The organism is Streptomyces sp. NPDC101776 (assembly GCF_044766845.1).
In the GTDB taxonomy this organism is placed as follows: Bacteria; Actinomycetota; Actinomycetes; order Streptomycetales; family Streptomycetaceae; genus Streptomyces.
Genome location: NZ_JBIWMV010000019.1, coordinates 74,659 through 88,616, shown reverse-complemented (window position 1 = coordinate 88,616; position 13,958 = coordinate 74,659). Strand labels below are relative to the sequence as shown.

At 67.5% G+C, this 13,958-nt stretch carries 7 protein-coding genes and 1 tRNA gene; 4 read left to right on the top strand and 4 right to left on the bottom strand.

Translation table 11 applies throughout. The annotated features are described in order from the left end of the window. Positions 1 to 613 precede the first annotated feature (613 nt). Both ACIRRY_RS40020 and ACIRRY_RS40015 read left to right on the top strand, forming a co-directional pair. Positions 614 to 8,728 (top strand): ricin-type beta-trefoil lectin domain protein, encoded by an 8,115-nt coding sequence (locus tag ACIRRY_RS40020; protein ID WP_403983202.1) that lies wholly within the window; start codon positions 614 to 616, stop codon positions 8,726 to 8,728. A 65-nt stretch (positions 8,729 to 8,793) separates the two neighbouring features. Beyond that, positions 8,794 to 9,378, top strand: a complete 585-nt coding sequence (locus ACIRRY_RS40015; RefSeq protein ID WP_403983200.1) for a suppressor of fused domain protein — start codon at positions 8,794 to 8,796, stop codon at positions 9,376 to 9,378. A 93-nt stretch (positions 9,379 to 9,471) separates the two neighbouring features. Here the strand turns inward: ACIRRY_RS40015 and ACIRRY_RS40010 are convergent, their stop codons facing one another. Beyond that, complete coding sequence (locus ACIRRY_RS40010; protein ID WP_403983199.1) at positions 9,472 to 9,813, bottom strand: hypothetical protein; 342 nt, start codon at positions 9,811 to 9,813, stop codon at positions 9,472 to 9,474. Positions 9,814 to 9,837: 24 nt separating this feature from the next. Here ACIRRY_RS40010 and ACIRRY_RS40005 point away from each other — a divergent pair, with 24 nt between their 5' ends. Both ACIRRY_RS40005 and ACIRRY_RS40000 read left to right on the top strand, forming a co-directional pair. Then, positions 9,838 to 10,005 carry a hypothetical protein gene (locus ACIRRY_RS40005; protein ID WP_403983197.1) on the top strand — a complete coding sequence of 56 codons (168 nt, stop codon included), beginning with the start codon at positions 9,838 to 9,840 and terminating at the stop codon, positions 10,003 to 10,005. Continuing rightward, on the top strand, positions 10,002 to 10,238 hold the full coding sequence (locus ACIRRY_RS40000; RefSeq protein ID WP_403983195.1) for a hypothetical protein: 237 nt from the start codon (positions 10,002 to 10,004) through the stop codon (positions 10,236 to 10,238). The genes ACIRRY_RS40005 and ACIRRY_RS40000 overlap by 4 nt, the downstream gene beginning before the upstream one ends. 458 nt (positions 10,239 to 10,696) lie before the next feature. Here ACIRRY_RS40000 and ACIRRY_RS39995 read toward each other — a convergent pair. From ACIRRY_RS39995 to ACIRRY_RS39985, 3 genes are all read right to left on the bottom strand, one after another. Further along, positions 10,697 to 10,770 (bottom strand) — tRNA-Thr (locus tag ACIRRY_RS39995). Positions 10,771 to 10,876: 106 nt separating this feature from the next. Then, positions 10,877 to 12,409: an alpha/beta hydrolase gene (locus ACIRRY_RS39990; RefSeq protein WP_403983407.1), complete on the bottom strand. Its 1,533-nt coding sequence runs from the start codon at positions 12,407 to 12,409 to the stop codon at positions 10,877 to 10,879. A gap of 332 nt (positions 12,410 to 12,741) precedes the next feature. Beyond that, positions 12,742 to 13,947: a DNA polymerase III subunit delta' gene (locus ACIRRY_RS39985; protein WP_403983193.1), complete on the bottom strand. Its 1,206-nt coding sequence runs from the start codon at positions 13,945 to 13,947 to the stop codon at positions 12,742 to 12,744. Positions 13,948 to 13,958 lie beyond the last annotated feature (11 nt).

Sequence of the window (13,958 nt, the reverse complement as noted above, 5' to 3'; positions counted from 1 at the left end):
GAAAGGGCACACCAGGCACTCAGTTGGCATACGTGATCGCCACATCGTCGGCACAGGGTATTGAGTTGCCCCCTTCCCATCAATAGCCTCCCGTCGATCACGCTTCCCGCGTGATCGGGGTGGGACGGTCTGTCAAGGCCGCTGGTCATGGGGGAATTGAGTGAGCGGCAAGCGGCGTTGGTTTGCGAGCGTCCAGCACCGGATCTGGGGCAGAGCACTGACTCTTGCCACGGCGACCGTCGCGCTGATGGCGCTCCTGGTGCCCATAGCGGTGGCCGAGGGCGCCGTCGTAGGGCCCTACCGCTTCAAGGGCACAGTGTGGAACCCGAAGACCCTGCCCAAGACTCCGGCGGTCGGCAGCCATGCCTTGCACCAGCCAACTACCCCTCATCCCAAGGGCTACAAGGCAGTCAGCCGGTATCGTGCCGTCAAGCCCGTGTGGCCGTCGGCCGGCACGAAGACGGTGTCCCTGACACACACCACTCAGTCCGCCGACACCGCGTCCACCACCGCGGCGACGCCGAGTTCGTCGTCCAGCCACGCCGGCGCTTCCAACACGGCCACCAAGTCGGTATCCACTTCTTCTCCTTCGCCGAGCACTCGTGTCGTCCCAGTGACGAAGCCCGTCAAGGCAGGCGCCCTGCCGGTATGGGTGGCGCCCGCGTCGGTATCCGGCCAGAAGCCCGGCTCCGGCAAGGCAGTTGGCCCGGCTTCGGTACAGGTGAAGGTCGCATCGCACACTCAGGCGCTGCGGGCGGGTGCCGACGGCATGCTGCTCGCTTTCACCCGCGCCGGCGCGAAGTCCAGCAGTGGCCGGGTACGGGTGGTCATCGACTATGCGTCGCTGGCCAAGGCGTACGGCGGTGGCTTCGGTTCGCGACTGAGGCTGTACCAGGTCCCGGCCTGCGCGATGACCACGCCTCAGCTGCAGCAGTGCGGGACGCGGACCCCCATCACCTTCACCAACCGGGCGAGCGCGGACCAGTTGACCGCCACGCTCACGCTTGGCTCATCCACCGCGTCGACATCACGTGCAGCAAGCGGCACAGCCGGGGCGACGGCGATGTCCGCGGCCACCACGGCGGTGGAGGTCACCTCGGGCAGTTCCGGCTCGCAGGGCAGCTACGCCGCGACTTCACTGAACCCGTCAGGAACGTGGCAGGCCTCCGGGACCGGCGCCTTCACCTACTCCTATCCGATCGACGTTCCGTCCACGATCGGCGGCAACGCCCCGTCGGTGGCCTTCTCCTACGACTCGCAGTCCGAGGACGGGGAGACCTCGGCCCGTAACTCCCAGGCGTCCTCGATCGGCGACGGCTGGGGCTACCAGCCGGGCTTCGTCGAGCGGACGTATCGTTCCTGTGGCGGCCTCCTGAACAGCGACGGGAACAAGATCCTCAAAGGGTCGGGGGACGAGTGCTGGGCCGGTGACAACGCCACGATCTCCTTCGGCTCGCACTCCGGACAGTTGGTGCCCGACGGTGCCGATTCCACTGTGCCGGGCGAGATCAAGCAGTGGCGGCTGACGGGCGACGACGGAACGCTCGTCCAGGAACTCTCCGGCGCCCCCAACGGCCTGCAGAACGGCGTCTACTACCGGGTTCTGACCACGGACGGCACGGCCGCCTACTTCGGCGCCGACCATTCCCCGACCGGCCCCGGCCCCTCCGGCGCGATGCAGTCCGGTACACCCGGCGACACCTCGACCGACTCCGCCTGGGGCGTGCCCGTCCTGCATCCGGAGTCGGGCGATCCGTGCTACGACTCGGCCAAGGGCAAGGCGTCCCAGTGCGACAAGCACGAGGGCTGGCGCTGGAACCTGGACTTCGTCGTCTCGCCGAGCGGGTTCGTGCAGCGCTACGACTACACGACCGAGAGCAACTACTACGACCTCGGCGGCGGCCAGGCCGCGACCGGTGACTCGGGCACCCTGACCTCGTACGTCCGCGGCGGAAAGCTCGACAGCATCTCCTATGGCTACAAGCTCGCCGACGAGCAGACGGGGGGCACCCCCGCCGGGCAGGTCGTGTTCACGTCCAAGCAGCGCTGCCAGACCACGGCTTCCTTCACCGACTGCTCGGCCGGAAACCTCAACGACAACACCGCCCCGCACTGGCCCGACGTGCCGTGGGACCTGCACTGTGACTCCACCGACAGCACCACCCTGCCGTCCGGGTCGACCTCGGTACCGACCAACGTCTGCATCACCGGGGGACCGACGTTCTGGGCCACCACCCGCCTGGACAGCGTCACCACGAAAATCCATGTCAAGGACTCGTCGACGGACGCTCTCGTCGCTGTCGACACCTATCAGCTGGGGCAGGTGTACTCGGATTCCGGCGGCACGGTCGACCCGGTCACCGGTACCACCGTCGACCCGAAGGACGCGGGCTCTCTGCAGGCCGTGATGTGGCTGCAGTCGATCCAGCACACCGGCAAGGACACCTACGGTAACGGCAACAGTGACATCAAGCTGAACCAGGCCTCCTTCACCGGTACGGAGATCGACAACCGGGTCAACGACACCTCCCCCTCCGCGCCACCGTTGTACCGGCCGAGGATCTCCTCGGTCCAGACCGAGACCGGCGAGTCCATAGCCGTCGACTACAACGCCAACCCGTGCGCGAACAAGACGCTGTCGATCTCGGCCGCGGACGCGAACACCAACTCCTGCTATCCGGTCTACTGGACGGTGCCAGGGGCGTCGAAGCCGATCGCGGACTGGTTCAACAAGACCACCGTGCACACGGTCACCGCGTCCGACCTGACGATCGCGTCCCAGTACAAGCCGGACTCCCAGAACATCCCGGCGGGTTCGGAGACACAGGTCTCCACCTACAGCTACGCCGGGGCCGCCTGGCACCGGGACGACTCGGCGCAGACGGACGACCAGTACCGCACCTGGGACCAGTTCCATGGCTTCCGCACCGTGACGGTGCAGACCGGGCAGGCGCCCGAGCCGGTTACCCAGCAGACCACCACCTACCTGCAAGGCATGGACGGCGACTACAAGGCCGACGGCACCCGCCGCTCGGTCAGCGTGGACGCCAAGGTCGGCGGCTCCACGGTCCAGAGCGTCACCGACGTCGGCCAACTCGCCGGCACGGCCCTCCAGAGCGACACCTACACAGCGGCCGGCGGCACCATCGATGCCGTCGCGGTCAACGGCCCCTTCACCTACACCACCACCGCACACACCGGCCAGACCCCGTGGACGGACTGGACCCAGGAGGACAACCCCGGCGACACGAAGCCGACCCTGTCCACGCTGCCCGATCTGACCGCCTACCGCATCAAGACCAGCCAGTCGCACGCCTACGCGCTGCTCGCGAACGGGACATGGCGCCACACCCGGACCGACACCGCCTACGACAGCCAGGGCCGGGTCTCCACCGTCGACTCCCATGGCGACGTCAGCGTGGCCGCACAGGAAAAGTGCGCAACCACCACCTACGCGACGCCCTCGTCCAGCAACACGATGACCCTGACCTACCCGGACCAGGTCACCTCCGTCAGCGGACCGTGCGGCACCGCCGCGTCTGCGAGCACGCTGCTGGCGGACAAAAAAATCTACTACGACGGCGACGGCACCCTCACCAGCCTGGGCGCCTTCGGACAACTCGACCAGACCGCGAGCACCGCCATCGGCCAGGTCAGCGCCGTACGCACCGCCACCGACTACACCGGCGCCACCGAGAATTGGCAGACCAGCTCGGCCATGAAGTACGACGGCGCCGGCCGCATCACCGACGCCCTCGACGCCACCGGACAGAACACCCACACCGCGTTCACCCCCGCCTGGTCCCTCCTGGGCGGAAACACCAACCCGACCACCATCACGAGCACCAACTCCCAGAGCTGGAAGGTCACTTCAACCCTCGACGCGCTGCACGGGCTGCCCACCGAGAACGTCGACGCCAACAACCGCAAGACCGACATCACTTACGACGCACTCGGGCGACGCACGGCCGTCTGGCTGCCGGGCCGCGACAAGGCCAGCCAGTCCGCGGACGAGACCTTCGCCTACTCCATCAACCCCGGCGCGGTCTCCGCACCCGGCGGCACCGTCACCACACCTGGCAACCCCTCCGCGGTGACCACGAAGACGCTGCGCGAGGACGGCACCTACGCCTCGTCGATCACCATCTACGACGGGATGCTGCAACCGCGCCAGACCCAGGCCACGGCCCTCGGCGACACCAACTCCGGCCGGATCATCTCCGACACCTTCTACGACTCGCACGGCTGGCAGACCGCGTCGTTCGCGCCGTACTCGGAGCCGGACAACAGCCCGTCCACCACGCTGTACGCGGCGAACGAGAACCAGGTCCCGTCGGAGACGACGACCGCCTACGACGGCCAGGGCCGCCCGGCCACCAGTACGCTGTGGCACCAGGCGGTCCAGCAGTGGCACACCACCACCAGCTATCCCGGCGCCGACGAGACCGACAGCACCGCCCCGGCCGGTGGCCGTTCCACCGCGACCTACACCAACGCGCTGGGACAGGCCACCAAGAGCGTGGTCAAGAACACCGGCAGCACGGTCAAACTCACCCAGGGCCAGGCCATCCCGTCGGGAACGTCACTGACCTCGGACAGCGTGCGGCTGGCCATGCAGGCCGACGGCAACCTGGTGCTGTCCTCCCTCGCGACCGGTAAAACCCTGTGGTCCACCAGCACTTCGGGCAACCCGGGAGCCTTCGCCACCCTGCGGAGCGACGGCAACTTCGTCGTCTACAACGCCGGCGCCACCACAGCCCTGTGGTCGACCGGCACCACCACCGGCACGACGTTGCAGATCCAGAACGACGCCAACACGGTGCTCTACGACAGCACCGGCGCCACCACCTGGAAGACCGACACCCTGAACCAGGCCGCGGAAGCCGACGCCACCACCGCGTACACCTACACGACCGCCGGCCAGGTCGACTCCATCAAGGACACCGCCGGCAACACCTGGTCCTACCACTACAACCTGCTGGGCCAGAAGACCTCCCAGACCGACCCGAACACCGGCACCACCAGCTACGACAAGTACGACACCGTCGGCAACCTGCTGCAGACCACCGACGCGCGCGGCCAGGTCCTCTCCTACGCCTACGACTGGGACAACCGCCCCACCGCCGAGTACAACAGCGCGTGGTCGGCCACACCCGACACCTCCAAAGAGCTTTCCTCCTGGGCGTACGACACCCTGGCCAAGGGCTACCCGACCTCGTCCACCCGCTACGTCGGCGGGACGACCGGATCGGCGTACACCCAGGCGGTCACCGGCTACAACACGGCCTACCAGCCGACCGGCACCACCCTGACCGTCCCGGCCGCCGACGGTTTCGCCGCAGCCGGACAGTCCGCCGCACCCACCAGCGGCACCGTCACCTACACCGCGTCCGCCTTCTACACCCCGACCGTCGGACTACTGTCCACCCTCCGCTACCAGGCGGACGGCAACCTGCCCGCCGAGGACATCGACTACGGCTACACCCAGCAGGGCAACCTCGACGGCATCGGCGGGTTCATCACCGCGGCCAACACCCCCGACTACCTGGACACCGCCGTCCACGACCCCTTCGGCCGCATCCTGCAGACCAACTACGGGACCACCGGCAAGGAACTGGCGACCTTCGCCCAGTACGACGCCACCACCGGCCGGGTCACCCAGACGTCCAGCATGCTGCAGACGTCCACCACCGCCCTGGACGTGGCCAACTACCGCTACAACCAGGCCGGCGAGATCACCGCGATCGACGACCTGCAGAACAACACCACCCACGACACCCAGTGCTACACCTACGACTCCTTCCAGCGCCTGACCGCAGCCTGGACGGACACCGCAGGCATCACCAACCCCACCAGCGCCCCGGTCGGGAGCGTCGGCGGCTGCACCACGGGCTCCGTACAGACCACCACCACGGCCCCCGTCACAACCAGTACGGTCGGCGGCCCGGCACCGTACTGGCAGACGTACACCTACGACCTGCTCGGCGACCGCACCGGCATGGTCAACCACGACACCACCGGCACCGCGGCCAACAACACCACGCAGACCACCGCCTACACCGGCACCGACGGCACCACCACCGCGACCCTGCCCGACCAGTCAGGCACCACGACCAGCAGCAACCCGACCACCGGCACCGCCACGTGGACACCCACCTACACCGACCCGGCGTACAGCAACAAGAACGCCGGCGACACCATCACCCGCAAGGTATCCACCACCGGACCCGTCAACACCGGCTTCACCCTCTCCGGCGGCGGCAAACTCTGCATCGACGACGCAAGCGCCTCCACCACACCCGGCGCCGTGGTCCGCACCTACACCTGCAACGCCTCCGCCGCCCAGAACTGGACCATCGGCACCGACGGCACCGTCAAGGTGCTGGGCACCATGTGCCTGGACACCACGAGCAACGCCACCACCGCCGGCACCCTCCTGGTACTCGACACCTGCAACAGCGACGCCACCCAGAAGTGGAAGGCCACCAGCACCGGCACCCTGGTCAGCAACGCCAACAGCGCGATGTGCGTGACCGACCCCGGCGCCAGCGCCACCATCCGCACCCAGCTCACCCTCGCCACCTGCGGCAGCACCGGCCAGACCTGGACCACCGCCGGCACCGGAGCCCTCCCGTCCGGCCAGACCCAGACCCTCACCTACGACGCCGAGGGCCGCACCTCCACCGTCGCCACCGGCTCGGGCATACACACCAACACCAGCAAGTACCTCTACGACGCCGGCGGCAACCTGCTGGAACAGACCAGCGCCGTCGACGGCACCGACAAGACCCGCATCCTGTACCTCTTCGGCGGCACCGAACAGATCACCCTGAACGTCTCCGCCAAGACGTGGACCGGCCTGCGCAACATCACCGGCCCGGACGGCACCACCATCACCCGCTCCAGCAGCGGCACCGTCACCTACCAGGTCGCCAACGCCCAGGGCACAGCCACCACCGCCATCGACGCCGGCACCCTGGCGGTCACCCGACGCTCCTACGACCCCTACGGCAACTCCCGCGGCACCAAGCCCACTTCGTGGGTCGCCGCAGACGAAAACCACGGCTACCTCGGCCAGCCCACCGACACCACCACCGGCCTCGACCTCCTCGGCGCCCGCAACTACGACCCAGTCCAGGGCCGATTCCTCACCCCCGACCCGCTCTTCGAGGCGGGTGACCCCAACCAGATGGGCGGCTACACCTACTCCGCAGACAACCCTGCCAGCGGCTCCGACCCCAGTGGCCTGTGCCTGGACGACGGCACTGGCCACTGCGAACGCAGCGGCGGCACGGGCAGCACCGGCAATACCAGTTCCTCGAGCAGTACGAGTACTTCCAGCGGCAACACCGGCACGTCGCCCTCACCGTCTACCACTCCGACGCCTTCGCTCGGCCCAGCGCCCTCCTCTACGCAGACCCCCACACCGACTCTCGGTGAAGTCCCCTGTTCGCCGGCTGACTTCGGCACGAACCGGTGCGGAAAATGGGGAGGCCTCAAGGCTCTGGAAGTCGAGGCGGCCGCCATCGTGGCAGTGCCTGTGCTCTACGGGTGCCTGGCGAGCGGCGTCGTGGACTGTGTTTCTGGTCTGGTGCTGGGAGCTGCGGACGCCGAGGCGGGCGGGAGCCTGCTCCTCGGCAGCCGCATCATCGTGGGACTCGGCGGAGCTGCGGCCGAGGCAACCGAAGAGTACGCCGACGAGTTGGCGGCCGAGAGCGGAGCAGCCAAGCAAGCCAACGAAGATGCCTCAGCCGCCAAGGCTGCCGGAGCCAAGAAGGCCGACCCACAGGCCGAAGCCGGACACGCCAACGCCGCTGCGGCCAAACCGGACAAGCCGTCATCCGGTACTTCCAACGGCGGAACAAAGTCTCCGAGTCGCTGCAGCTTCTCCCCCGACACCCCCATCCTGCTGAGCGGCGGCAAGACCAAACCGATCGGCAAGATCAAGACCGGCGACAAGGTCGAAGCCGCCAACCCCAAGACCGGCAAGCACCAAGGCGCCCGCACCGTCCAACACGTGTGGATCAACCACGACCACGACCTGCTCGACCTCACCATCCTCACCGAGGACGGCCACACGGCCACCCTCCACACCACCGCCAACCACCCCTTCTGGAACGACACCACCCACACTTGGGTCGCCGCCGGCAAACTCCACAACGGGGACGCCCTCAACACCGCTACCAACGACCACGTCTACGTTGTCACCACGCAGCCCACACCCGGTACGGCAAACCGGTGGAACCTAACTGTCCAGCAACTCCACACGTATTACGTCGTTGCAGATGGCACGCCGATATTGGTGCACAATACCGACGGGGGTGGCGGTGAAAGATGCACGATCCCACTCTATCGATCTCCTGGACTGGGAAATCAAGCGAGTGAAGCCAACGGTTTGAACCCTGCTAATCACAGCGGAAATCATGCGACTGTTTACCTCTCCAATATGCCGGAGGGTGCGGCGCAGTATGCCGGGACTGGGCATGATCCCGGATTCCATGTATTCCATATGGATTCTGCATTCCTGGATTCGAATGCAGGAGGAACTGCGGAAAAGACGTTCGGAGAGCTCGAATTCCCCCTCGAGAACAAGAATGGCCTCCAGGGTGTAACTGAGTTCAGGATTCCAGCGGCGCGGGCTGACGAGTTCAATTCATTCATTGACCATTCTCGAACCCAATGGGTGCCTGCCTATCAGGGGTGGTGGGATGAGGGTGATCTCGGTTAGCTCCACAGAAGGGATCGGAGCGGCTATCATTCACCACACTGCCTATTCCTTGCGGAGCGTCTGAAGTGACTGGTCGTGACACCGCCGAGCGGCTTGACCTGTACCTGGCGCACCTGCGCGCCGTGACGGGTGAAGACCCGATCATTGAAGAGGTCGAGCCGCGTGACCCGAGCGATGGCCGCGTTCTATCCCTCGGATACAGGGACGTGCCGGGCCCCGGTCTCCTGACTGGGGTCACGTACGGGCTCTCGCTTTCAGGCCCCGGGGGCGGGTTGACAAGTCGTCATGAAATGGTGATTACACTCCGAAGCCAGGATTTGTCTTGGGCCAGCGTTCCCGCTAGGGCGGTTGGTGCACTGCGCGGACTTTCGCCATTTGATCCCGGTCGCGCAATTGGCTATGCACAGCGTTTTGTCGAAGAGTCGGGAATGTCTAGCCTCCTCTTGGGGAATCCGGCGAGCAGCCTGGGGCTATTCCCGTTCAGCATGCACCCGGCCGAGTCAGGGGAAAAAAGCGAGGATACGGTAGACTTCGTGGGCGTATATCCAATCTACTCATCCGAGCGAGAGTTCGTGAAGAAGAATGGATTTAAAGCATTCTGGGAACTCGAATGGAGTCGATTTGACCCATTGCGCAAACCGGCCGCTTGAGCAGAAAAAGTCTATTTATCGGATTCCTCGAAGCCGCGGAGAAGGCCCATCAGATGTAATCCTGGTGGACTTCTGGGATTGTTGACTGCAACGTCAGCGGAGGGGTGCCATACAAGGCGGAGTCGGCGGTTGGCGGAATTTCCCAGCGAAGTAGACGAGCAGGGTGTCCTCGGCATCAGCGGCGGCACCACGCACGACCTCGTAATCGGTGGACGGGTGCTCGGGGTCAGCCGGCATGGTGACCTGCGTAGGTGGGATGGTTCCAAGGTCCGGATCGGTGAAAATGTCCTCAACAGCGGTGAGGTTGTTGCGGACCGCAGGCAGATCCTGCAGCCGCTCGTACGCCGCCGTGCCGATCAGAACGACGCGCCAGTCCCGACAGTTCGAGAAATCTGCCTCTTTCCTCGGTCTGCTGCCAACTCGCAGACACATCATGCGAGTTACTGAGAACCTCTGCCCATGGGAACGCCGGACACAGATGCGGCAACCGAGGTCGTGCTGCGGCTCAGCGCGGCAGAAGCCTCATCACTGATGGCATGGCTGGACCGCGAGCCGGGACGTCGTGGCCGGGTGACACGAGGCCAGGAGCTTTTGGCCCCAGGTCTCATGGGCCCCGTGCTCGCATGAACGTGGTCACGCTCGGCAGCGGCGACTCGGCAGCGCTGCTGGCTCGCAGTCTCCCCCTGTGGATCAAACAGCCGCACACTGAGGTCACTATCGAGCTCGGCGTCGGAGACCGTACCGCGCGTATCGAGGCCAACCATCTGGAACCGGAGCATGCCCGACGGCTCATGGAGGAGGCGCTGACTCACCTGTCGACGCCCGAGCTTGAGGGCAGTGCATCCGATCCCCAGGACTGAAGCGCTCCCAGTCTGATGGAAGCTCTGGACCGTCCCGAGTTGGGTGGAGTCGAATTACTTGGTTTCAGGGGCTACTGGTGGGACCCGGAGTTCGTCCTCCACCGCAGTGCTGAGCATTCCCAGCACGGAGTGCCTGTTGATCGTGGGATTGTCCGGATGGCACAGCCCTGTAACCGTGAGCATGCCTGTAACCGCAAGGCGGATCGGGACTCGTTTGCACGATCACTGCACGCATGGCCACCGCACGGCCACCACGCCGAACCCGACAGATCCGAGCCGACCGGCAGCAAGGAGCAAAGACCCAGCTCACAGCCCTGCCAACGGAAACGGCCACTGGCAGTCAATCCCGGACCTACGCATTGCGATACGTAGCCCACAGGTGTCCAACTCGCCCGGATTGCAAGGTCACCCGAGACAAGAAACCCCAGGTCAGAGGCCCGACCTGGGGTTCACCATAGAGCCGCCTTCGGGATTCGAACCCGAGACCTACGCATTACGAGTGCGTTGCTCTGGCCAGCTGAGCTAAGGCGGCGCGCTGTCGACACCATGGTGCGATCAGCAACGTCGGAAAGTCTACACAGTTTCCGGGGGTGCTCCGTACACCCCCCGGCCGCACCCCCGAACCGGGCCGCGCGGAGCTACGAGCAGCGCTTCCCCTCCCCCGGCGCCGTCCCGCGGAGCAGATACGCGTCGATCGCGGAGTCGATGCACGTGCTGCCGCGCCCGTACGCGGTGTGGCCGTCGCCGACGTACGTCAGCAGGCGGGCCGAGGAGAGCTGGCGGGCCAGGGACTGGGCCCAGCGGTACGGCGTCGCAGGGTCGCGGGTCGTGCCGACGACCACGATCGGGGCGGCGCCCTTCGCCTCGATGCGGTGGGGTTCGCCCGTGGCCTTGACCGGCCAGTACGCGCAGCTCAGGGAGGCCCAGCCGAGGCCCTCGCCGAAGACCGGGGACGCCTTCTCGAAGGCGGGGAGCGCCTGCTCGACCTGGTCGGCGGTCGAGAACGCGGCCGGGAGGTCGAGGCAGTTCACGGCGGCGTTGGCGAACATCAGGTTCGAGTAGCGGCCGTCCGCGTCACGCTCGTAGTAGCTGTCGGAGAGGACGAGCAGCCCCGCGCCGTCGTTCTCCTTCATCGCCGACGTGAGCGCCTCGCGCAACTGCGGCCAGGCCGCCTCGTCGTACATCGCCGCGATCACGCCGGTGGTGGCGAGCGCCTCGCCGAGCTTGCGGCCGTCCGCGTCGCCGGTGGGGACCGGGTGCGCGTCGAGCTTGTGGAAGAAGGCCTTCAGGTTCGTGCCGACCTCGGCGGGCGTCGTGCCCTTGCCGCCGAGCGGGCAGTCCGTCTGCCGTACGCAGTCCTTCGCGAAGGACTGGAACGCCGTCTCGAAGCCCGCCGTCTGGTCGAGGTTCATCCGGCGCGCGGGGAGGGACGGGTCCATCGCACCGTCCAGGACGACGCGCCCGACCCGGTCGGGGAAGAGTCCCGCGTACGTCGCCCCGAGGAACGTGCCGTACGACGCCCCGACGTACGTCAGTTTCCGGTCGCCCAGCACCGCCCGCAGGATGTCCATGTCCCGGGCCGCCTCGACGGTGGAGACATGGCGCAGCAGGTCGGGCGAGTGCGCGCCGCAGCCCTCCGCGAACTTCTTGTACTCGCCCACGAGTCGAGTCGTCTCGTGCTGGTCGTCCGGGGTGGTGTCGGTCTGCGTGAACGCGTCCATGGCCCGCCCGCCGAGGCACTCGACGGGTTCGCTGCGGGCGACGCCCCGGGGGTCCATCGCGACCATGTCGTAGCGGGCGCGGACCTCGGCGGGGTAGCCGATCCCGGCGTACTGCTGGAGATAGCCGACCGCCGAACCGCCCGGCCCGCCCGGGTTCACCATCAGCGAACCGAGCGCTTTGCCCTTGCCGGTGGCCTTCTTGCGGGCGACCGCGAGCCGGATGTCCCCCGCGCCGGGCTTGTCGTAGTCCAGCGGCGCCTTCATCGTGGCGCACTCGAACCCGGGGACACCGCAGGTGTGCCAGCTGAGCTTCTGCCCGTAGTACGACGTCAGGGCGGCCGGTGTCGACCTCGGCAGCGGGGCCAGCGCCACGTCCGCCGCCGGACTCGTCGCCGTCGTCGAACTCCCCGGGGAGCACGCGGACACGAGCAGCGCGGCGAGCGCGAGCAGCGTGCCACCGGCCCGACGACCGCGGGGGCCACGAGGGCTACGAGGGCTACGACGGCCGCTGTGGCTCCGGCGACCTCGACCGGCCTCGGTTTCGACCTCGGCCTCGCCGGGCTGACGCGGCTGACTCGGCTGACTGCTTCGGCTGGGCCGGCGAAGAGGGCGCCTGATCTGCATCGAACGAGCGTAACGCTGCGCGATCACTTGAATGCCCTGCGTGCACGATCCGCCCCGGACGAGTTACGCCGTCAATCTCACGCCCGCCGAATCAGCCCACCGGGGCCACCCACCACAGCGCACCGCACCGCACCGCACCGCAGCGCATCCCGGCCCACTCACCCCGCTCTGAGCGCCAAGGTCATCGCCTCCACCGCCAGCAACGGCGCCACATTCCGGTCGAGCGCCACCCTGCACGCACCGATCGCCTCGATACGGCGCAGCGTGGACTCCGGGGAACCGGCGCGCGCGAGCCGCTCCAGCGCGTCCTCGGCGTCCGCGTTGGCGATCGCCACCCGGGAACCGAGCTGGAGGGCGAGGACATCGCGGTAGAACGCGGTGAGGTCGGTCAGCGCGAGGTCGAGGCTGTCGCGCTGCGTACGCGTTCTCCGGCGCTTCTGCTTGTCCTCCAGGTCCTTCATCACCCCGGCCGTGCCCCGGGGCATCCGGCTGCCCTGGCCGCCGCCCATCGCCGCCTTCATCTCCTCGGTCTCCTTGTCGTCCACCTCCTCGGCCAGGTGCTTCGCGTCGTCGGCAGCGGCGTCCACCAGCTCCTGGGCGGCCTTGAGACAGCCGCCGACGTCCTCGACGCGCAACGGCAGCTTCAGTACGGCGGCCCGGCGCTCCCGCGCGGCCGGGTCGGTCGCCAGTCGGCGGGCCCGGTCGACATGGCCCTGCGTGGCACGCGCGGCGGCCGCCGCCACGGCCGGCTCGACGCCCTCCCGCCGTACGAGCAGGTCGGCGACGGCGTCGACCGAGGGGGTGCTCAGGTTCAGGTGACGGCAGCGGGAGCGGATCGTGGGGAGGACGTCCTCGATCGAGGGCGCGCAGAGGAGCCAGACCGTGCGGGGGGCGGGTTCCTCGACGGCCTTGAGGACCGCGTTGGCCGACTTCTCGTTCAGCCGCTCGGCGTCCTCGACGAGGATGATCTGCCAACGGCCGGTCGCCGGCGAGGTGAAGGACTTGCGGACCGTGTCCCGCATGTCGTCGGCGAGGATCTGCGTGCCCACCGCGGCGACGGTGCTGACGTCCGCGTGGGTGCCGATCAGCGCCGTATGACAGCCGTCGCAGAAGCCGCAGCCGGGGCTGCCGCCGAGCGCGCGGTCGGGGCTCACGCACTGCAGCGCGGCGGCGAAGGCCCGCGCCGCCTGGTTGCGTCCCGCTCCGGGCGGCCCCGTGAACAGCCAGGCGTGCGTCATCTTCGACGCCTCCGGCGGTGCCGTACCGGTAGTCGCCGCGGTGACGAAGGCGTCGGCGTCCCGAGCAGCGGCGTCGAGCTGCTCGCTCACCTTCTCCTGGCCCACCAGGTCGTCCCACACCGTCATGGGTCACCGGC